The sequence below is a fragment of the Archangium sp. genome, assembly GCF_057119385.1.
In genome coordinates, this window is sequence record NZ_DBNGVP010000118.1 from 136,570 (window position 1) to 157,978 (window position 21,409).

The 21,409-nt window shown below is 68.2% G+C and carries 20 protein-coding genes; 9 read left to right on the plus strand and 11 right to left on the minus strand.

The window, feature by feature from the left end:
- Positions 1–13: 13 nt before the first annotated feature.
- Both AC16DP_RS29065 and AC16DP_RS29070 read right to left on the minus strand, forming a co-directional pair.
- Positions 14–1,333, minus strand: a complete 1,320-nt coding sequence (locus AC16DP_RS29065) for an HD-GYP domain-containing protein (protein ID WP_329726473.1) — start codon at positions 1,331–1,333, stop codon at positions 14–16.
- A gap of 5 nt (positions 1,334–1,338) precedes the next feature.
- Positions 1,339–3,105, minus strand: coding sequence for a HEAT repeat domain-containing protein (locus tag AC16DP_RS29070; protein ID WP_329726474.1), 1,767 nt, complete (start codon positions 3,103–3,105; stop codon positions 1,339–1,341).
- 278 nt (positions 3,106–3,383) lie between these two features.
- Between AC16DP_RS29070 and AC16DP_RS29075 the strand changes: the two genes are divergently transcribed.
- Positions 3,384–4,028 carry a hypothetical protein gene (locus AC16DP_RS29075; RefSeq protein WP_329726475.1) on the plus strand — a complete coding sequence of 215 codons (645 nt, stop codon included), beginning with the start codon at positions 3,384–3,386 and terminating at the stop codon, positions 4,026–4,028.
- A 30-nt stretch (positions 4,029–4,058) separates the two neighbouring features.
- Here the strand turns inward: AC16DP_RS29075 and AC16DP_RS29080 are convergent, their stop codons facing one another.
- From AC16DP_RS29080 to AC16DP_RS29120, 9 genes are all read right to left on the minus strand, one after another.
- The gene (locus AC16DP_RS29080) at positions 4,059–4,856 is read right to left on the minus strand and encodes a hypothetical protein (RefSeq protein ID WP_329726476.1); all 798 of its coding nucleotides are present in this window, start codon (positions 4,854–4,856) and stop codon (positions 4,059–4,061) included.
- Positions 4,853–5,599 carry a hypothetical protein gene (locus AC16DP_RS29085; RefSeq protein WP_329726477.1) on the minus strand — a complete coding sequence of 249 codons (747 nt, stop codon included), beginning with the start codon at positions 5,597–5,599 and terminating at the stop codon, positions 4,853–4,855. Before AC16DP_RS29085 ends, AC16DP_RS29080 begins: the two co-directional genes overlap by 4 nt.
- A gap of 10 nt (positions 5,600–5,609) precedes the next feature.
- On the minus strand, positions 5,610–8,081 hold the full coding sequence (locus AC16DP_RS29090; protein WP_329726478.1) for an OPT family oligopeptide transporter: 2,472 nt from the start codon (positions 8,079–8,081) through the stop codon (positions 5,610–5,612).
- Positions 8,082–8,249: 168 nt separating this feature from the next.
- A complete protein-coding gene (locus AC16DP_RS29095) occupies positions 8,250–9,140 on the minus strand; it encodes an RNA polymerase factor sigma-32 (protein ID WP_329726479.1) in 891 nt (296 codons plus the stop codon).
- Positions 9,141–9,545: 405 nt separating this feature from the next.
- Positions 9,546–11,579 carry a transglutaminase TgpA family protein gene (locus tag AC16DP_RS29100; protein WP_329726480.1) on the minus strand — a complete coding sequence of 678 codons (2,034 nt, stop codon included), beginning with the start codon at positions 11,577–11,579 and terminating at the stop codon, positions 9,546–9,548.
- On the minus strand, positions 11,576–12,460 hold the full coding sequence (locus tag AC16DP_RS29105) for a DUF58 domain-containing protein (protein ID WP_329726499.1): 885 nt from the start codon (positions 12,458–12,460) through the stop codon (positions 11,576–11,578). The genes AC16DP_RS29100 and AC16DP_RS29105 overlap by 4 nt, the downstream gene beginning before the upstream one ends.
- A 74-nt stretch (positions 12,461–12,534) precedes the next feature.
- On the minus strand, positions 12,535–13,515 hold the full coding sequence (locus AC16DP_RS29110) for an AAA family ATPase (protein ID WP_329726481.1): 981 nt from the start codon (positions 13,513–13,515) through the stop codon (positions 12,535–12,537).
- A 194-nt stretch (positions 13,516–13,709) separates the two neighbouring features.
- Complete coding sequence (locus AC16DP_RS29115) at positions 13,710–14,036, minus strand: STAS domain-containing protein (RefSeq protein WP_329726482.1); 327 nt, start codon at positions 14,034–14,036, stop codon at positions 13,710–13,712.
- Between the two features lie 199 nt (positions 14,037–14,235).
- Positions 14,236–14,949 (minus strand): lytic transglycosylase domain-containing protein, encoded by a 714-nt coding sequence (locus AC16DP_RS29120; protein ID WP_329726483.1) that lies wholly within the window; start codon positions 14,947–14,949, stop codon positions 14,236–14,238.
- 263 nt (positions 14,950–15,212) lie between these two features.
- Here AC16DP_RS29120 and AC16DP_RS29125 point away from each other — a divergent pair, with 263 nt between their 5' ends.
- The 8 genes from AC16DP_RS29125 to AC16DP_RS29160 all read left to right on the plus strand — a co-directional run bounded on the left by AC16DP_RS29125 (position 15,213) and on the right by AC16DP_RS29160 (position 21,402).
- On the plus strand, positions 15,213–15,368 hold the full coding sequence (locus AC16DP_RS29125) for a lmo0937 family membrane protein (protein ID WP_329726484.1): 156 nt from the start codon (positions 15,213–15,215) through the stop codon (positions 15,366–15,368).
- Positions 15,365–15,925, plus strand: coding sequence for a hypothetical protein (locus AC16DP_RS29130; protein WP_329726485.1), 561 nt, complete (start codon positions 15,365–15,367; stop codon positions 15,923–15,925). The genes AC16DP_RS29125 and AC16DP_RS29130 overlap by 4 nt, the downstream gene beginning before the upstream one ends.
- Positions 15,926–15,979: 54 nt before the next feature.
- The gene (locus tag AC16DP_RS29135; RefSeq protein WP_329726486.1) at positions 15,980–17,056 is read left to right on the plus strand and encodes a HupE/UreJ family protein; all 1,077 of its coding nucleotides are present in this window, start codon (positions 15,980–15,982) and stop codon (positions 17,054–17,056) included.
- 136 nt (positions 17,057–17,192) lie between these two features.
- The gene (locus AC16DP_RS29140) at positions 17,193–17,594 is read left to right on the plus strand and encodes a hypothetical protein (RefSeq protein ID WP_329726487.1); all 402 of its coding nucleotides are present in this window, start codon (positions 17,193–17,195) and stop codon (positions 17,592–17,594) included.
- Between the two features lie 32 nt (positions 17,595–17,626).
- On the plus strand, positions 17,627–18,400 hold the full coding sequence (locus tag AC16DP_RS29145; RefSeq protein WP_329726488.1) for a hypothetical protein: 774 nt from the start codon (positions 17,627–17,629) through the stop codon (positions 18,398–18,400).
- Between the two features lie 171 nt (positions 18,401–18,571).
- A complete protein-coding gene (gene rplC / locus AC16DP_RS29150) occupies positions 18,572–19,216 on the plus strand; it encodes a 50S ribosomal protein L3 (protein ID WP_414640674.1) in 645 nt (214 codons plus the stop codon).
- 258 nt (positions 19,217–19,474) lie between these two features.
- Positions 19,475–20,290 (plus strand): outer membrane beta-barrel domain-containing protein, encoded by an 816-nt coding sequence (locus AC16DP_RS29155; RefSeq protein ID WP_329726490.1) that lies wholly within the window; start codon positions 19,475–19,477, stop codon positions 20,288–20,290.
- Positions 20,291–20,304: 14 nt separating this feature from the next.
- Complete coding sequence (locus tag AC16DP_RS29160; RefSeq protein WP_329726491.1) at positions 20,305–21,402, plus strand: outer membrane beta-barrel domain-containing protein; 1,098 nt, start codon at positions 20,305–20,307, stop codon at positions 21,400–21,402.
- The last annotated feature ends 7 nt before the right edge of the window (positions 21,403–21,409 follow it).

Genomic DNA, 21,409 nt, shown 5'->3' on the forward strand with positions numbered 1-21,409 from the left:
AGGGAGGCGGCGGCTACACGCCTCCGAGCGTCATCGACTGCTGCCGCCGGCTCAGCACCTTCACCGGCTGGATGGCCATCACGCGCATGAAGACCTGGAGCAGCTCCGGGTCGAACTTGTGGCGCATCTCCGTCCACATCAGCATCAGCGCCACCTCGGGGCCGTAGGCGTCGCGGTAGGGCCGCCTCGACGTCAGCGCGTCGTACGCATCACAGATGGCGAGGATCTTCGCGTACACCCCGAGGTTCGTCTTCGGGATGATCATCTCGATGTTGCCCCGGCCGTCCCGCACCGCCGTGCCGAAGTCCGCCTTGTGCTCGAACGTCGTCACCACGCGCAGCAGCGTCGAGCGCGTGAAGCCCTTCTCCATCAGGATGTTGCGGATGGAGATGAGCGGTGCCTTCTGGATGAGCGCCTTCTCCTCGGCGCTCAGCGCGCCCTTCTTGGTGGACAGCTCCTCGGGCAGCATCGCCATGCCCGCGTCGTGGAAGAGCGCCGTGTAGCCCAGGTCGCGCAGCTGCGCCTTGGTCAGCCCCAGCTCCATGCCGAACACGATGCTCATCAGGCACACGTTCACCTGATGGTAGACGAGGTAGTCCACCTCGCTCTTCTTGAGCGTGGTCATCCCCAGGAAGTGCGTCTTCTGCTCGAAGGAGATGTCCACGAAGTCCTGGACGATCCGCAGCGCCTTCGCCGTGTTCATCGGCTTGCCGGCCTGCACCGACTCCAGGTACTTCGACAGGAAGAACACCGCGCGCGAGTACACCGTCATCGCGTACTTCTTGCGGTCCACCTTCTGATCATCCGGGTTGGCCAGCTCGTCCCGGTTGAGCTTCTCCTTGAGCTTGGAGAAGCGGGTGACCTTCATGTTGAGCAGCTTGCGGCCCGCCAGCCCCTCCTCCTCCGCCTGCGCCGACTGATCCTTGCTGAAGATCCAGATGAAGTTCTTCAGGTCCGGCACCGTGACGGGCTTGTTCAGCGAGATGCCGCCCACGTCCTTGGCCCGCATCTCCCCCAGCAGGTAGCGCTGGTTGTCGATGGAGTTCAGGTCCACCTTCACCAGCATGTTGTTGAGGTAGAAGGAGTCCTTGACGCCCACCAGCTCCAGCCGGCCTTCCTTGGAGATGATCTGGTTGACGATGCCCTGCAGCTGCAGCAGTGGCTTCTCGAAGACGGCGTTCTCCGGATCGTACATCTTCACCGAGCGGATCAGCATGTACAGGCCCGACACGAGCCCGCGCGCCAGCGTCTGCAGCTTCTCCGAGTAGCCGCGGCCGAACTCGCCGACGTTCTCTTCCTGGGCCTGGGTGACCTTCAACGGGTTGTCCAGCATGGGGTTCAGGCCTCCTCGGTGGTGGACGTCTCGCCGAACAGCGTCTTCTTCGTCTGGTACATGGCCTTGCGCGCGGCGTTGAGCACCTCGACGGGCTGGTTCTTGTCCTCCACCACGCCCTGCAAGGCCTTGTACGAGGGAATGGAGCACGCACCCGCCAGCCCGGCGATGGCCAGCAGCTTGTCCTCCAGCACCTTCTTCTTGTTGAGCAGCGTGGACTTCACCGCGATGATCTGCAGCAGCATCGAGATGGCCCCCGGCAGCCCCGTGGCGCCCAGCGCCGTGTAGAAGGCCGTGCGCTCCTCGATGCTCTTCTTCTCGAAGTTCGGATCCTTCATCAGCCGCACCAGGTCCACGTAGGCCTTGTCGCGGTCGAACTCCGGCAGCAGCCGGGCCGCCAGCATGCGCACCTGGGCGGCGGGATCGTTGATCGCCTCGAGGATGAGCTTGCGCGCCTCGGGGGTGCGGCCGCGGGCGATGATGTTCATCACCTCCAGCTTCACCGCGAGGTTCTTGTTGAGCAGCACCAGGCCGAACATCTTCACCCGCTCCGGGTGGTTGCTCTTCTCCAGGATGTAGACCATGTCGCGCACGGTCTGCGGCCGCTCGGACTCCAACCGCTGCACGAAGGGCTGCGGGTTCTCCTGCGCGAAGCGCGCCAGCGCGTCACACACCAGCAGGCGGTTCTCCGGGATCTCGATCGTCTCCAGCGCGTTGAGCAGCGTGAACACGGTGGAGGCATCCAGCGCCTGCAGGTAGCGGGTGATGTCCACCGGGTGCCGCGGGCGCGTCGTCTTGAGCATCTCCGCCAGCCGCATCACCCGCTGCTCCTCGCCCATCTTCAGGACGAAGTGCTCCAGCAGCGAGCCGATGCTGCTTCCCGGTGCGCGCTGCGACATGGAGCGCAGCTTGAGGACCATCTGGTTGATGGTGGCGTAGTCGTCCTGGATGAGCATGGCATCCAGCAACTGCACGAAGACCTCCTCGAGCAGCGCCGTGTCGTCCACGCCGCCCTCGATCACCTGGAAGATGGCGCTCACCAGCTTGGGGAAGAGCCGGGCGTTCTCCTCCTCGGCGATCTCCCGCTGGAGCCGGGCCTTGAGATCGTCCGAGGCGTAGTTGCCGGCCACCACCAGGCCGCGCATCTGCTCCACGCCATCCAGCTTGGAGTCCAGATCCTCCGCGTTCACGCGGGCGAAGCGCAGGAAGTCGTCCGAGTTCGTCTTGAGGCGCGAGTAGAGGTAGCCGACGACCTTGTCGACCTCGACCTCGATCTCCTGCTCGGAGACCTCGTCCATCTTGAAGCCTTCGACGACGACGTACTCGACGTGCTCCAGGCCCGCGCGCCACAGCTGGGCGAGCACGTCCTCGGCGCCGCGCTCGGGCTCGGAGAGGGCGATGAGCGTGAACGTCACCAGCTCCGCGACGGTGAGGCCCGGCCGGAAGATGAGCTGGCGGATGCCGTCCCGGAAGAACTTGTAGGGCAGCGGCGTGTCCTCGGAGAAGGTGGGCTCGCCGTGCAGCATGAAGTTCTGCTGCTCCACCTTGAGCGACAGCGGGCCGTGCTTGTCCGTGTACGCGGCGAGCGCCTCGGTGGCCCGCGAGAGGAACTCGGGGAAGCGGGCCTCGTTGTGCCGGTACATGCCGATCTGCTTGATGCCCTTGAGCAGATGGAAGGTGAAGTTGCGCGCCGCCTCCAGCTTCTCCTCGACGGCCGGGTCCGTCGTGGGGGCCTGGGAGGCTTGACTGGCGTTCTGTGCCTGGAGGGCCATGACGTCCTTGGATGGGCGAGCGGGGGAGAGGGGGAGTTCAGTCTACCCCGTTTCTTCCCGTTTCGCCTCCCTGGAAAACGTCAGGAACCCGGGGGGTTTGCCCACCGCTGTGTCCAGTACGGGTTACTCCGCGTGTAGGGTCTGTGCACCCCTCCTGCTCCAGGCGGGTGGGCCATGGCGGAGACGTTGGGAGGAGCCCACACTGTGGGAGCGTGCGGGCGGCGGCTTCCGGACGGGGCTTGGAGGAACACGTGGATGGGGCGTAGGAGAGAGGAGCCATGACAACCGCCGGAAACATCATGCGGAGCCGGGCCCTGCTGGTCAGCGAGGGCCTGCACTACACCCCGGGATACGTGCAGGGCCACCGCGTCGTCTCGATGCGGGGCGAGGGCTTCATCGGGGTGGCCGCGGCGCTGAGTGCGTCCGAGTACGTCGTGCTGTTGCTGCCGGGAGTCACGCTGCTGCGCGAGCGCAAGCCGGACACGAGCGTGGGGGAGGCCCTGTTCTGCGAGGCCCAGGTGCAGCGGGGCCCGGTGGTGCTCACCATCAACGTGGCCTGGCGTGAGTCGGCGGCCACGCCCCAGCAGTGGCGCGACACCTTCGCGGAGGACCTGGACCTCGAGCGGCAGTCGGCCGCGTTCCGGGACAAGCTGGAGTTCGTGGACGTGCCCGAGGCGTTCCAGCACCTGCCGGATCGCGTCGTGCGCCGCTACGTGCCGAAGTCGAACCCCGCGCGGCTGTTCCAGGACGTCTGGCTCGGAGCGTCGCGCATCAACTTCGAGCTCATGGCCTCCGTGGACAACCCCAACGAGGCCGCGCCGCGGGGCCTGGATCCGCTCATCGAGCAGGCCGAGGTCTTCGTGGATAGGGATCTCATCCGCTCCTGGCCGGGCGTCGAGGCGGGGCCCATGAAGGAGCCGTGAAGCGAGTGCGAGAAGCGGGTCCTTGGAGGGTTACTTCTCCTCGCGCTTCCTGCCACGGCTGAGCCGTTCTTCTCCCGCCTGTCTTTCCCGTGCCAGGTCGTCGACCAGGGTGAACGGGTAGATGGCCCGGTGGTCCACGTTCTTCCAGTAGGCCGCCACATGGTGCTTGCCGCCGATGGTGATGAAGGCGTGCCTTGGCGGCTCGGCGAGGGCCGCGAGCCAGGCTTCGGCCTGCTCGCGCGTGTCGAACGCGGCGATTACCGGTGGAAGACCTTTTTCCAAGCGGTCTTCGATGAACTCGGCCACGACAGGGATGGGAATGAAAGGCCATTCCCTGTCTTCGCGACTCGCCCACACCACATGGTATTCATTACCAATCAGTACCCGGGCTTTGTAGGGAGGAACGGGCTGCTGCTCCAACCAGAACTCTGCTTCCTCGAGTGTCTCGAACGCGGCGATGACGGGTGGAAGCGTGTGACTTCGCCAGTAGCCCAGGTAGTCCTCGAGTCCCTCGTGTTGGCCAGAAGCCTCGATGAAGAGGAGTGCGTCGCTTGCAGCCCGCAGTGTTTCCTTGTCTTCGGCTGACTGGGTCTGGGTTCGCTGTTTCTCGAGGTATTGAATCACGTCAGCGAAGGACAATGACTGTACATGGCCTGGCTGCAGGCCCTTGCGGAAATCCTCGAAACGGTAGATCTGTCCGGTGTTGGAGAGAAACGCCACTGTGCCGCTGGCGATTTCCAGGAGCTTTCGTTCCTCGTCGGAGCGGCTGTTGCGTCGACGTTCGAGGAGCAGGAGAACCGCGTCGCCAAGAGGGTTGTCGGAGCTCATTGAAACGCTCCCGCGAGATGGGAATCGGCGGGAACCTCGGGCGACGTCAGGAGAAGGGCAGGGGCCAGTATCAGGATCCCCCCGCTGCTCATGACAACGTAGAACACCACGCCCGTGATGATGACAGCGGTACCCACTGCGATCTCCTCCTTGTGGCGTTTCAGCCAATCGACAGCTTCACCGGCTGCTCTGAATTCAAGGGCTTCCGCAGTCTGTCGATTGAGTTTTCTACGGCACTCTTCGCTCTCCTTGCGACACTCATCCGTGCAATACGCCTTCAGGGCTGCTCGAACACTCTTGTAGCTGGAAATGTAGTGCTCGGCATGAGGTGGAAGAGGGCTTCCATTGCACCTCTTCATGCATTGATTCCATACTGCAAGACAGGTATCACCAATCTGGTCGTCATCCATTGACGTGCTTGTGCGCTTGACCTCGCCGCCGAAACCTACCGGCCCAAACTGGTACTGATACTGCTTCAGGTCGAAGTCCTCGAGTGGCCTCCAGTCGTGCGTCACCCGCCCGTCCGGCGTCTCCTGGAGAACGAGCACGAACCTGCCCAGGTCATGCGGACCCGTAGGACTCCGGGCCGTCGTTACGGGCTTCGTCACGGTGCAGGAGACGAGGAGGAGACCGAGGCTCGACGCCGCGAGCTTCCTCAAGAATGTGCTAACGCTCATCGCGCGCGTATAGGGCAAGGACTGATTCATGTCCAAGGACAACGCGTGAAGGTCCGTGCTCCTCATGCCGTGCGCGCTACTTCGCGGGCCGGGCCTGCGCGCCGCTCTCGCCCTTGAGGCCCGTGAAGAGCAGCAGGACGGTGAGCACGGCGAAGAAGCCCAGGCCCCACAGGTTGGACTCCTGCAGGACGCGTGAGAACGGTGTGTCGCCGAGCAGCCCCGGAATGTCGATGGCGCGCGTCCAGGCGCCATCGCTGGCGATCTCCAGGAAGGCGATGAGCACGCCCGCGATGGCTCCTCCCGCGATGTAGCCCGAGGAGAGCAGGGTGCCGGGGGAGAACTCGGACTCGGCGGCGGTGCCCCCGCGCACCTTGTCCACCACGTAGCGCACCATGCCGCCCACGAAGATGGGCGCGGTGCTGGAGATGGGCAGGTACACGCCCACCGAGAAGGGCAGCGACGACACGCCGCACAGCTCCAACATCAGTGCGATGAAGGCGCCCACCAGCACCAGATCCCACGGCAGCTTCTGCGTGAGGATGCCGTCGATGATGAGAGCGAAGAGCTGTGCCTTGGGCGCGGGGTAGCGGGTGAGTTGAACACCCTCGTAGCTGGTGATGCGGCCGCCGATGCCCGGGTCCACCACGTAGTGGATGGCTCCCGCCTCATCCACCAGGTACGTGCCCGTGGGCACCGGCGTGTCCGCGCCTCGCACGTAACCCACGCGCCAGGTGCGCTCGGGGCCCGGCGTCACCGTGCCGAGCTCCGACACCTTCACCGTCTGTCCCGACGCCAGCCGCACCTCCGTGGCCGCTACCCGTTCCACCGGCTGCGCGTTCCAGCTTCGCAGCTCGGGAGCGCCTCCCAGTCCCTGCGCCACCTCGAGGCCCTGCTTCCACAAGGGGCCCTTCAGCTCGGCCAGCTTCACGCCCCTCGCCGCCAGCGCCTGCTCCGACACGCTCCACGGGTACGTGTGCTGCGTGCGTGTCTTATCGCCCACCACGCTCACCGTCTGGCCCGGGTGTGTCTCCGGGATGATGGTGGTGGCGCCCCGGTTGAGCACCACCAGCACCAGTCCGATGAGCAGCGAGCTGGTGAGCACTCCCACGAAGAGGGCGATCTGCTGCCGCCGTGGCGTGCCACCCACCAGGAAGGCCGTCTTCAAGTCCTGCGCCGTGGTGCCGCCGTTGGAAGCCGCGATGCCCACGATGGCCGCCGTGGTGAGCGCCATGAAGCGATCCTCGGCGCTCGTCCACCCCAGCATCAGGTACACGAGGCACGTGAGCAGCAGCGTGGCCACCACCATGCCGGAGATGGGATTGGACGAGGAGCCGATCTCTCCCGTGATTCGCGCGCTCACCGTCACGAAGAAGAAGCCGCACACGACGATGAGCAACGCGGAGACGAGGTTGACCTGCAGCGGCGGCGCCAGCCAGATGGTCAGCACGAGCAGCGCGCTGCCCGCCAGCACCACGGTGATGGGCAGGTCCTGCTCGGTGCGCAGCAGCACGGGTCCCGCCTCCTTGCGCCGCGAGGCCAGGAAGGTGTCCAGCCCGCGCCGGAAGGCATTGAGGATGGTGGGCAGCGAGCGGATGAGGCTGATGAGCCCTCCCGTGGCCACCGCGCCCGCGCCGATGTACAGCACGTACGCGTCCCGCACCGTGTCCGGATCCATGTCCCGGATGAGCGTGCCATCCGGCCGCAGCAGCGGTTGCTCGAGCCCACTGCCGAAGAAGGTGATGAGCGGAATCAGGATGAGGTAGCTGAGCACGCCGCCCGCGAAGGTGATGGACGCCACCTGGGGGCCGATGATGTAGCCCACGCCGAGCAGCTCCGGGCTCACCTCCATGGACACCGAGCCGCCCGTGTAGCCCGCCCGCTGCGCCACCCCGGCCGCCGTCGTCTTCACCCAGCTCAACGCCGTGCCCACCACCTCCTTGAAGAGGTGCAGGCCCGCGTAGGCGAACTTGTAGAGCCCTCCCACCCCGAAGCCGAGCACCACCGTCCGGGCGTTCGTCCCGCCCTCCTCGCCCACGACGAGCACGTCCGCCGCGGCGGTACCCTCGGGGTAGGTGAGCTTGCCGTGCTCGTGGACGATGAGGCCCTCGCGCAGCGGAATCATCATCAGCACGCCCAGCACGCCGCCCAGCGACGCCACCAGGAAGGCGTGCATCAGATCGATGTCGTAGCCCAGCAGCAGCAGCGCGGGCAGCGCCGCGGCCACTCCGAAGGCGAGCGACTCGCCGGCCGAGCCCACCGTCTGCACGATGGTGTTCTCCAGGATGTTGGAGCGGCCCAGTGCCCGGAAGATGGCGATGGACAGCACCGCCACCGGAATGGAGGCGGACACCGTCAGGCCCACCTTCACCGCCAGGTACACCGACGACGCCCCGAACACGATGCCCAGCACCGAGCCGAGCGCCAGGCCGCGCAGCGTCAGCTCCGGCCGCGACTCGGTGGCCGGCACGTAGGGTTGGTGGACCAGGGGCGTGGCCGCCTGGGCGACGGGGACGCGATCCTCGGAGATCGGCGGTTGGCCGTGGGACAAGGGAGCGCTCCTCACTGCGAGGGAAGCGGCCCTTCTAGCAGACGGGCGGGCCCCTGCATCGACGCTCGCCACCCATGTGCGGCCCTGAAAACACGAAGGCGCCCCCACCGCGAACGGTGGAGACGCCTCGGGTGCTTCACCGGGGATCCTCTCGGGTCCCCTCTGGCGCTACTGCATGGACGCGGCGGTGTCCGGATCCACCTCGGCCATCAGCGCGGCCAGCTCGGCCTTGAGCTTGTCCTTGGCGCGGATCTCCAGCTGGCGGGCGCGCTCGCGCGAGAAGCCGAAGTGCTCGCCCAGCTCCTTGAGCGTCATGGGGCGCTCGTTCATCACGCGCTGCTCGATGATGAAGCGCTCGCGCGGATCCAGCCGCATCAGCGCCGTGCGCACCCGGGCGTTGATGAGGCCCGCCTCCTCCTTGTCCGCGAACTCGTCGTCCTGCGGCGCGCTCGCGCTCACCACGAAGTCCACGTGGCTGTTGCCCCCGTCCTCGCCCATCGGCGCGTCCAGCGACAAGTCCCGGCCGCCCATGCGCTGCTCCATCTCGCGCACCTCGCCGGGCTTCACGTGCAGCCGCTTGGCGATGTCATCCACGTTCACCACCGAGCCGTCCGCGTCCCCGAGCTTCTCCAGCTCGCGGCGCGTGCGCGCCAGACTGAAGAACAGCTTGCGCTGGGCCTGCGTCGTCCCGAGCTTCACCAGCGACCAGCTCTTGAGGATGTAGTTCTGGATGTACGCGCGGATCCACCACACCGCGTAGGAGATGAGGCGGATGCCCTTGTCCGGGTCGAACTTCTGCACCGCCTTCATCAAGCCGATGTTCCCCTCCTGGATGAGGTCGGACATCTTGATGCCGTAGGAGCGGTACTCGTAGGCCACCTTCACCACGAAGCGCAGGTTGCTCGTCACCAGCCGGTGGCCCGCGGCGAGGTCGCCCTTGATGAACCGGCGGGCCAGGGCCTGCTCCTCTTCTACCGAGAGCAGGGCGTACTGGTTGATCTCCGACAGGTACATGGCCAGCGAGCCCGAGTTGGACGACTGCTCAGTAGAGAGCTGCATGGTTTCTCCCGAGTGACCCCGTGCCGGGGCCGGTGAGAAGTGATTTGGAACCGCGTGACAACCTGATGGAGGGTGGCTAGAGCAACGGGTGTGCCACGGCCTCACGCGGGAATTCGCCAGTCGCAACGCATACTTGGCCGATGCGAGCGCACGACGGTGGACGGAAGTCCGTAAGCGTTACAGCGCCGGTCCGCTTCCACCGGGCGAGAGGGGCTGAAAAGAATGCGCCTCGATTCTCAAATGACCTCCTGAGCCCCCGTCCGCAAGTGAACTGCGGGGCAGGGGAGACGGGGGACTGTCATCGTCCCCTTCGTCCCAACGGGTAATAAGGAGGCCCCTTGCCGCTGGCCGGAGAAGCCCTCGTGCCCCGCCGGAGAGCAGGCGGGTGGACGGGCGCTCTCCGCCTCAGGACGCCCGGGCGCGCGGGGTCTGCTGCTGCTGCTTGTGCACCTCGACGCTGTGCTTCAGCTCCTTGAGGAGCCGGGCCGACTCACCGGGCCGCAGCGGACGCTGGCCGAAGCGGGCCTCGAGGTAGCGGCGCGTGAGCGGCGACACCGCCGGGGCCAGCGGGTGCGCCTCCCGGGTGAGCCGCGCCGACACGTCCTCGAGCGTCTCGCCGTCCCGTGCTCGCACGCCCGCCGACGACAGTTGGCGCTCCACCGAGTCCACGAAGCGCGTGGCCTCGAGCACCGGGGCCCGGGCCTTGCGCCGCGACAGGTACCTCCATGTCCAGTAGACGGCCGCGCCGGCCAGGGCCGCCGTCAGCCAGGCGCGCAGCGGTGGCAGCTGGGTCCGCTCCTTGCCCGGCTCGTTGCGCGGCGGACGCGACATGTCCCGCAGGAAGTTCATCTGGTCGCGGAACGAGTAGTCGACGACGGACGTACGCCACATGCCCTCGATGGCCTCGTAGAGGGAGACGAGTGACTCCAGCAGCTCCAGCGACTGGTTGGCGCGGTACGCGGCGGGCGTGGCGTCCACCGTGACGAAGCCACGCCCGGGCACCAGCACGTGCGTCCACGCGTGGGCATCTCCGGCGCGCACGAGGTACTCGTCTCCCACGCGCTCGCCGCCGAAGAAGCCCGTGGCGAGCCGGGCCTCGAAGCCCTGGGTGCGCAGCATCAGCGTGAGCGCCGTGGCGAAGTGCTCGCAGTGGCCCGCCTTGCGCACGAAGAGGAACTCCATCAGCGGATCCGCCACGTCCCCGCCCAGCTCCAGCGTGTACGTGTACTCGCGCTGCAGCCAGCTGGAGAGCTTCTGGGCCGCGGCCAGTGGATCCGTCTCGTTGCCCACCACCTGGTGCGCCAGCTCCTCGATGCGTGGATCGATCTTCTCGGGCAGGGCCAGGAGCTGATCCATCTCCTTCTGATCCAGCTTGCCCGGATCCGTGTCCACGCCCGGGGGCACGCTGTACACCTCGTACGAGTACCCGAGCCCCTCCTCCACGAAGCGCAGCTCGTCGCCGCCCAGCTCCTGCAGCTGCATGCGCCGGTCGCCGGTGGGCGTGTGCATGAGGGCGTTGCCCAGCTTGGCCGGTGTCTCCAAGGCGATCAGCGTGCGGGCGCCATAGGCGGGCAGCAGCTCGATCCGCTGGTACACCTGCTTCTCCGCGCCCGGGCGCAGCGTCACGCGCGTGCGGCGGCGCTTGCTGGGCGCGCCGATCGTCGACCACTCCTGGCCGTTGAAGGTGTCGTAGGTGCGGCCCAGCCAATAGGAATCGAGCCGCTGGGCGCCTGGATCCGGCGTCAGCTTCGCCCGCAGCACCACGCGGGGGTTGCTCTTGAGGGTGCCCGAGCCGCCCAGGCGCACGGTGTCCGAGAAGCCGCTGGTGGCCGGTCCGAGCCCGGGGGTGGCCCGGCGCACGCCCATGTTCCAGTTGAGGCGCGGGAAGAGGACGAAGAAGGCCACCGCGCCGGCCATGGCGATGAGCACGCCCATGAACAACGGGCGCAGCACGTGGCGCACCGGCACGGGCTCGCCCGGGGGCACCGCGGCCTCCACCACCGCGAGTCCCAGCGACAGGCTCGCCAGCACGGCGAAGGCCAGCAGACACACGGCGAAGAGCAATTCACCGGAGAGCGCCGCGCCACCGGCGATCATCAACAGGCCGGCCAGCAGCACCTGTCCGTCCGTGGCGGGGTTGGTCTCCGACAGCAGCCGCTGCGAGGCGACGAGGCCCGCGAAGGAGCAGGCGGCCACCACGAGATCCATCTGCCCCGCGGCCACGGCCAGGTAGAGCGCGCCCGCCAGGGGCACGAGGAGGATCGCCGTCAGCCGGGGCGCGCGGGCGAAGGGCCGCCGGCCCATCAGCGACACGAGCACCGCCACGAGCACGAGCCCGAGCGCCCACGCGGGCACCTGGCCGGACACGGCCATGGAGGCGAAGGCCGCCGCGGTGCCCAGGTCTCTCAGGATGAGGCGCAACCGGTTGGGCCGCGTCATGCCGCTTCCTCCCGTTGCTCCTCGAAGCCGAGCCACGCCAGGGCCCGGAGGATGGCGCGCTCCTGCCCGCTGCCCGCGCCCGGACGCAGCCGCTGCTGGGGCAGCTCCAGCCCCACCTCGTGGCCGGCCTCGAGCAGCCGGTGGGCCTGCTCCGCCACCTCCTCGCAGCGCTGCTCCAGCGCGTCACCCGTCAGCCCGGACTGCACGCCGAGGATGTACGTGCGGCGCTCCTCGCGCTCGCGCTCCACCTTGAGCAGCTTGCCCACCGAGGCGCTCTTCAACCAATGCACGCGCCGGGCGTCCTCGTGCTCGCTCAGCTCGCGCAGGCCCGCGATGTCTCCGGTGCCGTCCATCCGGTGGGGGTTGTTGGCCTCGCCCACGTGCCCCACGGCGGCCTCGCCCGGATCCGCGCAGGCGAAGCCCCGCCGCGGATAGACGAGCAGGGTGCCCTCCAACGCGACGACGCGCGTCTTGGCGAACAGACCCAGCGGCCACGTGGTGGTGATGCGCACGCCCGTCAGCTTCACCGGGCCACGGCGGGGCGCGGTGAGATCGGCGCGCACCACGTGCTCGGCGCCCGCGGGCAGGTAGCCCACGCCGCCCTCGCCGGTGAGGGGCGAGTCCACCTCGGACAGGGTGAGGGCGAAGGCGTGGCCCTGGCGGCGGGAGATTCCCCAGCGGAAGGCGAAGGGCTCTCCCGCGAAGGCTCCGTCCGTGCCGACGCGCCGCACCGTCAGATCCTTGATGCAGCGCTCGGACAGCACGCCGGAGAGGATGATGACGCTCAGCAACAACCCCAGCACGAGGTAGAGGAGGTTGTTGCCGGTGTTGAGGGCGCCGATGCCCACGCCGAACGTCACGACGAGGTAGGTGCGTCCCATGCGCGTCACCTTGAGGGTGCGCGGCGGGCGGAGGGCGGCCTTGATGCGGCGCCAGAGGGAGGGAGGCGGGGTGCTCACCGGGGCGCGACGACCTTCCGGGCGACCTCTTCGATGAGGTGGGTCGCCTCGTCACGGGTGTAGGCGCCCTGGTTGGCGCTGCGCAGCAGGAGCCGGTGGGCGAGGCACGGCGCGAGCACCGCCCGCACGTCGCCGGGGGTGACGAAGTCGCGCGACTCCCAGAGGGCGTAGGCGCGGGCGGCCATGCCCAGCGCGAGCACCGCGCGGGTGGAGGCGCCGCGCTCGATGTCGCCATGGGAGCGCGTGGCCTGGGCCAGCCGAACGATGTACTCGGCCACGGTGTCGTCCAGACGCTGGGCGGCCACCTGGGCACGCAGCTCCGTCAGCTCCTCGGGCGAGGTCACCGCCTCGAGGGCCTCCACGGGCGAGGACGCATCCCGCGTGGTGAGCAGGCGCGCTTCCACCTCGGGGGACGGGTGGCCCAGCGACAAGCGCATGAGGAAGCGATCGAGCTGCGAGTCCGGCAGCGGGTAGGTGCCGGAGAAGTCCACCGGGTTCTGCGTGGCCACGACGGTGAAGGGGCGGGGCAGGGCGTGGGTGGCGCCGTCGAGGGACACCTGGCCCTGGGCCATGGCCTCGAGCAGGGCGGACTGGGTGCGAGGCGGGGCGCGGTTGAGCTCGTCGGCGAGGACGAGCTGGCGGAAGAGGGGGCCGGGCCGGAAGGAGAAGGTGGCCGTCTGGGCGTGGAAGACCTGGGCGCCGAGGATGTCGGCGGGCATGAGGTCCGCGGTGAATTGGACGCGGGAGAAGGAGAGGGCGAAGGAGCGGGCGAGGGCCTCCACCAGCGTCGTCTTGCCCACGCCGGGGACGTCCTCGAGGAGCAGGTGCCCACCGGCGGCCATGCAGGTGACGGCGAGGCGGACCTCCTTGTCCTTGCCCTGGACCGCCAGGGAGAGGTTGGCGGCCACGCGCTCCAAAGCGGCCCGCGCCGTGGCGGGAGAGGGAAGGGGACTGACGGCTCTGGCAGGGGAGTTCATCGCGGCCCGCACTCTACTCCAGCCGTGCCGCTACTGAACCCCTGGGGTTGAGGGGGCTTGTGCACCCCAACCCGCACTCCATGTAAAACGGGCGTGAGTGGGATTCAACGCCCGAAAAGGCAATCGCCGCCCACCCTCCGTCGGGCGAGCGGCGATTCAGTACTCCGAGGCACTGCCTTGCCCGCGGGAAGGCCTCAGGCGAGGACTTCTTCCGGCGTGTAGTACGCCCGTGGCGACGCGATCGTCCCGGTGCTCAGGCCGAAGTAGCGGAACATCCGCTCGTGATGGCCCGCCAGCCCCCGGACCTGCACCTTGCGCTCCGACAGCGGACGGGTCAGCACCGCCACCGCCGAGTCACGGAACTCCTTCAGGTGCGTGAAGTCCACCACCACGTCCCCCGCCTCCAGCTCCTCCAGGGAGCTGCGCAGCGCCATCGCAGTGCGACCATCCAGCGTGCCGGTGAGCCGCAGGGTCAACCGCCCCGCGAGTTCTTCTCGTTGAATCTCAAGCCCCGCTACCATGGTTCGTCTCTCTCCGTCATGCCGCATGCGTCCCCTCGGAACCGGGCGTGTCGCAACGCCCGATCCAGGGTGGACCCTTCCACCCCGGCGCATGTCTCTGGCGGCGTACAGTGCGTCCGTTCTCTCGGGAAAGGCAGTCACATCCCTGAAAAAACCGGCCCACTGTCGGAGATCCGTCGTGCTGACTGTTCTCCACCCATCACCCCGGGCCGCCAGACGTTTGCTTCTGGGCTTCTCGCTGGGACACCTCGCGCGCCTGCTGGGCCTTCAGGCGGCGGAACTCCTTCATCACCTTGGCCGGATAGCCCGCCATGAAGCGATCGCGCTTGTCCTTCTTGGAGAGGATCTTCTTCGCCAGCCCCGGCCCCGCGTTGTACGCCACCAGAGCCCGCTCCGGAGAGCCGAAGCGCGCGATCAGATCCGCCAGATAGGCCGTGCCCAGCTCCACGTTCAGTTCCGAATCGAACAGATTGGTGTGGCGCTGCAGCTTGAAGCCCGCCCGGTCCGCCAGGTAGTTGCCCGTGTCCGGCATCACCTGCATCAGTCCCATGGCCCCCACGTGGGACACCGCGTAGTTGTTGAAGGAGCTCTCGCAGCGGATGACCGCCACCACCAGCATGGGGTCCATCTTGTTGCGCCGGGCCTCGCGGACGATCGCCATGGCCAGCCGCCGCTGCTGGCGCTCGGGCAGCCGTGAGGCCTCCACCGCCGTCACGATCCCCAACGCCTCCGCCTCCTCATAGAGCACCGCCTCCTCCTCGAGCCGGGCCAGATGGGCCTCCTGCGCCGCCAGCTTCGCGCGCAGCTCCGCCACCTCCGGACTGCTCTCCCCTGGGAAGTAGGGCTGGAAGGCCCCCGCCTCCATCCCCACCAACATCCCCGCCGTCACCATCGCCACCGTCCACCCTCGCATGACACACCCTCCCCACGCGCTCCGAACGGGCCACGCGTCCGTGTGGCAGATGACCGCCGCACAAAGCAGCCCGCGTGCCATCCGGCAAACGCCTGGAATCACGAGGCCGACGTCCGAGGTGGGAAGTGGTGGACCGGAAAAAATGTCCGATCTGGGAACCCATTTGCCCACCGTGAGACTGTCGAAAGGAGGGGTTGCCGCAACCGGCCGGGCGTCCCAGCTTTGCACACGGTTCCGAGACCATCGGGAGAGGAGTGGGCGGCGTGTACTGGACGATGAGTGCGATCCTGTTCGTGCTGTGGGCGCTCGGGCTGATCAGCGGCTCGACCGAGGGCAGGTGGGTTCACCTTCTATTGATCTTCTCCATGGTGACGCTGATCCTCGCGCTGGCGCGGCGGGGCAGGGGAGCCCTCGCATGAGGCGGGCTCCGGCGATCATCGATCTGGAGCTGCCGCGGGACGCGAGCGGCTTCGTGCGGCGCGAGTGTCCCCAGTGCCAGCGGGACTTCAAGACGCGGCCCTGCCGCCATGACGCGAGCATCCTCCAGCGGCGGCTCGCCTCGCTCTTCCCCTTCGAGAACGCTCACGAGAGCTTCGACGAGGTGCCGGACTGGTGGTGCCTCTACTGTGGCTACCGGGCGCCGGGGGACGAGTGGCTCACGCCTGGCCAGCAGGCGCATGTGGAGGCCATGGCGCGCGCCTGGGCCAACCACGTGCGCTACGAGCAGCTGGCCTACGTGTCGCGCACCCTGTCGCTCAACCCCCGGCCCACCTTCGTCAGCGTGGAGCCGGAGGCCCTGCCCGGGCCCATGCCGCCGGACGCGGATGATCTGCGGATCATCCCCCTGGTGTGCTGCGGCGAGGAGGTGAAGGCCCTCTGGGACTGGGAGGGTCCGCTCTTCTGTCCCCGCTGCGGCTCCCGGCACGGGGGCTTGAGTGGCCGGCAGCAGATCCACCTGGAGTTCATCCAGGAGTAGACGGACGCCTGCCCCCGGGGGCAGTCTGCGCCCCCGATGCGGCGGACGGCCTGGTTGGCGCTACCGCTCGCCCTCCTGGTGGTGGCCGGGAGCGCGAGCGCTCACGATGCGGACATCCTCTATGCGCAGCTCTGGCGCCCCGTGGCGGGCGGGCCGGAGGTGCATGAGCGCATCACCCTCACGGCGGGCACGCTCGCCCTGCTCATCCCCGCGGACGCGGATGGGGACGGCGTGCTCACCCAGGCGGACCTGGACGCGCGAGCACCCGCGCTGGCGGTGGGCATCTGGGACGCCGTGCCCCTGAGCGCCGGGGGTCAGCCCTGTACCCGTACCCACACCAACGCCCGGGCGCGCGCGTCCTTCGTGGAGCTCAACGCCACCTTCCAGTGCGCCCCCGGCGAGCTCCGCCAGCGCTTCTCCCTGCTGTCCGTGCTGCCGTCCCAGTACAAGGTGGTGCTGGGCAGCTACGTCCAGGGCGAGCAGGGACAGCGCTTCGCGGATGCCTCCCAACCCACACTCATTGTATCCGAGGGAGTGTCCGGGCCCGGACAACCGGAGCGTGCGCGCGCCTCGGGGCTGCTCGACTGGGTGGGGCTGGGCCTGGTCCACATCTTCGGGGGAATCGATCACCTGGCCTTCCTGCTGGCCCTGCTGCTGGTGGGGGGGAGCTTCCGGCGGGTGCTGCTGCTGGTGACGGCCTTCACCCTGGCCCACTCCCTCACGCTGGGGGCCACCGCGCTGGGCTTCATCCTCCTGGACGACGCGCGCACGCGCTGGGTCGAGGCGGCCATCGCCGTCTCCATCATCTGGGTGGCCCTGGAGAACCTGGTGCTGCGCGAGCACCGCCACCGGGCCCTGCTGACGTTCCTTTTCGGACTGGTGCACGGCTTCGGCTTCGCCAGCGTGCTGGGGAGCTACGGCCTGGGCGACTCGGTGGTGGCGGGCCTGTTCGGCTTCAACCTCGGCGTGGAGCTGGGGCAGGCCGTGATCGTCGCCGTGCTGCTGCCGCTCGTGCGGATCGTGGAGCGCAGGCCCGTGTGGCACCACCGGACGGTGCGTGCTCTGTCGCTCCTCATCCTCGCGGCCGGCGGATATTGGTTGATGGAGCGCGCTTGGGGCCCGATCGGTTGAATCCGCGCGAGTCCATCCCTAGTTTGCTCGCGGGATTGGGGGCAGCACCTGGGGAGGGCCGATGGGCGCAAGGCATACCCGCTTGGCTGCAGCACTGGCCGCGGCATGGGAGTCCGAGGTGGTTTCGGCGCGTCGTATGACGATGTTGGCCGAGCGACTCGGGGATAGCCGCGGGCGGGCGCGGCTGATGGTTCTGGCCGCTTTCTGTAGGGCACACGCCTCGAGGCTGCTGGCCCGGCTGGCGGCGCTCGGCCGCGGGCCGCTGCCCGTGCCGCCCGAGGAGATCACCCTCGATGAGGACACGGTGATGGAGCTGCGCCGGGAGGGGGCCTTCGCCCGCGCCTCGGCCGCCCGCTACGAGTCCACCGCCGAACTGGCCCGCCAGCACGCGGACCTGTCCAGCGCCTGGGTCTGCGAGCTCAACCGCACCGAGGAACAGGACAGGGCCCGGGAGCTCTTCGCCCTGGCCGAGGGCGCCGCCCAGGCCGCCGCCGAGGCCAGCCTGTCCTCCGCCGCCGCCGCTCCGGCCGATAGCTGACAGCCCGCTCGCCTTGGGCGTAAAACACGCCCATGGCCAAGGCGGAGAGCTACAACGATCTGATTTTCCAGCTCGGCGATCTCGCGAGAGATCGCCTGGCGGGCAAGCCCAACTGTCCCCGGACCATGGACCGCGTCTACCGCGCCGAGGCGGCGCTGGTGGCCCGGCGGGACGAGTTGGCCGCGCTCGAGCAGCAGATGAATGACGAGGACGCGGCCTGGCAGGACTCCCTCGCCCAGTACGAGGACAAGCGGGCCGCCGAGCTGGAGATCGTCAAGAAGTGGAAGAAGGCGGTGGATGCCGTGGAGGGGCAGACGAAGACCCTCCGCAAGTCGCTGTCCAACCGCCGGGCGGATCTGCGCTACGCCCAGGACGCGCTCAAGAAGCTGGAGAAGAAGCACGCCGACCTGGAGCTCGTCACCACCGACGAGTCCAAGCTGGGTGCCTCGCGCGACAACATCAAGAAGAACCGCATCACGATGATGCGCCTGGCGCGGGACGTGGAGGACCTGGAGAAGCAGGTCGAGCTGGCGCTCACCCCCAAGCCCGGTCAGCCCGGTGCGCCCGGCATCCTGGCGCACAAGCGCATGCTGGACATGGAAGACGCCATGAACGCCCAGAAAGAGGCCGTCGACCAGGCGATGGCGGAGATCGACCGGGCGATCGCCGAGAAGGAGACCGAGGTCCAGGCCGCGGAGGATTATCTGGACCAGGCGTTGTTCCTGCTCGGCGAGGACGTGTACGCCCAGCGCATCCAGGACGCGCAGCTCGCACCGTTCTACCCGCGGTTGGATCGCGCGCAGTGAAGCACCGCCCTCCCTCCGTGCTTGACGGTAGGGGGTGAGCTGCTACATTGCGCCGCTTCCTGGCGTCCGGGGAATGGAAGTCGGACGCAAGTTGCTGAAATCATTGATGTTTCGCGCCATGGGCGCAGCTGTGAGGACGACGTGAAGGGTTTGATTGGCAAGAAGATTGGGATGACCCAGGTGTTCAACGACGAGGGCAACCTCGTTCCGGTGACGGTGGTCGACGTCAACACCTGCCAGGTCGTGGGCAAGCGGACGCCGGAGAAGGACAAGTACTCGGCGGTGACGCTGGGCTTTGGCGTGGTCCGCGAGAAGAGCCTGAGCAAGGCCGAGGTGGGCTTCTTCAAGAAGAGCGGCGCGCAGCTGCGCCGTCACCTGAAGGAGTTCCGCGTGTCCCCCGAGGACGCTGCGGGCTACAACGTGGGCGACGCCGTGAAGGCGGACCTGTTCGCGAAGGGCCAGCTGGTGGACGTCACGGGCGTGACCAAGGGCCGTGGCTTCCAGGGCGTCATGAAGCGCTGGAAGTTCAAGGGCTCGCAGACGGCCACGCGCGGCACGCACGAGTACCGCCGTCACCCGGGCGCCATCGGTCAGCGTAAGACGCCCGGCCGCGTGTACCCCAACAAGAAGCTGCCCGGTCACTACGGCGTGGAGCAGGTCACCACCCAGAACCTGGCCGTGGTGGACGTGGACGTGGAGAAGGGCCTGCTGCTCATCAAGGGCACCATCGCCGGCCACAACGACGGCATCGTCATCGTCCGTCCGAGCATCAAGGTCGCGCTGCGCGAGCAGCACAAGGCGGCCCGCACCAAGTAAGCCGTCCCCCCTGTGTGTGCCCCCTCCCTCGCCAGGGGGAGGGCCGGACCATCGTCCTACCGAGACTCCAGGCACCGCCACAGGGTTCATCGACGCCCCGCACCGGCTACCCTCCGGGCGGGGCGTTCGTGTTTCCGGGCCCCGGAAACGTTGGCCAGCGTGCGCTGGCATGCCGTGTGTAGACGAAAGCACACCCCGAGTGAGCCTGGTCCCTTGCTCCTGGGTGATCGCGTGCCCACATGTCCGAGCCACACGGTCATGAATGCACGCCACCTTCCCCGTTTCGTTTCGCTGGCCCTGGTACTGACGGCGCTGTCCGCCTCGGCCCAGGAGCAGGTGCTGGACCCGGCCGCCGTGCGCCACCGGCTCTTCTCTCCGGAGCAGCGGCTGGAAGCGTCCTTCACGGTGGGCCTGCCCGCGCGCGAGTACCTCACCGCGCACTACAACCTGAACGCCGGCCTGGCCTACAACTTCTTCAACACGCTCGCCCTCGAGGCCCGCGCCGGGTACGCGCTCAGCCGCCACACGGGCCTGGCCCGCTCCATCTCCGAGAGCTTCCTCGCCCGTGAGGACAAGAAGATCACGGACGAGCTCGAGGACATGTGGGAGATGAATCTGCACGGCGTGGTGGGCGCGCGCTGGGCTCCCATCTACGGCAAGCTGTCGCTGCTGGCGGATGAGACGGCCCACTTCCAGGCCTACCTCTGGGCCGGTGGCGGCCTGGCCTCGTTGCGGCGCCAGTCCGTCATCCAGTGCACCCAGGTGGTGAATCGCGATCTGGGCATCTGCGACAACCGCACGGATCCGAACAACGGCCTCACCGCGACGCAGTCCTTCTGGCGGGTGGACACGCGCATGGCGCCGGTGGCCACCGGGGCGGTGGGCTTCCGCTTCTTCCTGTCCAACGGGCACGCGGTGCGCTTCGAGCTGCGCGACTGGGTCTTCACGGACGAGTACCGCGTGAACGTGGAGCGCGAGCTCTGGGAGCAGGGCAGGGAGAGTGGCACGCCCGCGCCCAACCCGGGCCTGACGCATCTGGTGCAGTTCGATCTCGGCTACTCCTTCATCTTCTGAGGCTGACGTCCCGCATGCGACCGACCGCGTTCCTCGCCGTTCTCCTGTCCGCCTCGCTGGCGTCCGCGCAGGAGGAGACCCCGGCGCCGCCCTCGGAGACGGCGCCCATCCCCGTGAAGCCGGAGCTCAAGCCCCCGGCCCCGGATGCGCCTCCGCCGCCCGTGCCCGAGCCCCTGGACACCCAGGCGCCCGTGCCTCCCCAGGACGCGCCGCTGGCCACGTCCGGAGAGTCCGAGCTGCGGCCGGTGGCGGATCCGAATGAGCAGCGCCTGGTGAACGGGGCGCCGCTGCACAACCCGAACGTGGCCGTCCACGTGGTGCAGAAGAAGCGCTTCGCGGACGAGGGCCGGCACGAGTTCACGCTCTACCCGGTGGTGGCGCAGGTGAATGGCCGCTTCACCGAGCACGCCGGCAGCGCGCTGCACTACACCTACCACCTGCAGGAGAACTTCGGCCTGCAGCTCTCCAGCACGTACAACTGGTACTCCAACGAGAGCCTCTTCAACCTGGAGCTCATCGACAAGGTGCGCGAGCAGGCGCAGGCGGCCTCGGCGCTGCTGCTGGTGTGGGGCGCGCAGGCGGGCGTGGAGGTGACGCCGCTCTACGGCAAGTTCGCCTTCTACGACAACCACCTGCTGCAGTTCAGCCTCGTGCTCAATGGCGGCGCGGGCATCGGCTCCACGCGCGTGCTCGTCCGCCCCGAGGTCTCCAACCAGGTGGACGGCGAGTCCTTCACCGTGCCCGCGCGCTTCGGCGACACGGGGACGAAGTTCCTCGGCTCGGTGGGCGGTGGCTTCCGCGTGCAGTTCGGCGACTCCATGGCGCTGCGCCTGGAGGTGAGGGATCTCGTCTACACCGCCCGCGTGGACCGGGTGGACGGCTGCAACCTGCAGGACTTCCAGAAGCTGGAGGACGCGCGGGGCAGCGGCCAGGACTTCTCGCAGCTCGGCCTGACGGGCGGCTGCCAGTACAAGAAGTTCGACGGGGTGGACCCGAAGACGCGCAAGAACTACCGCGAGGACATCGTCCTGGGGAAGGACCTGGTCAGCAACCCGTCCTCGGACGTGCTCAACAACCTGAGCTTCTACGGCGGCTTCTCCTTCCTGTTCTGAGACCCTC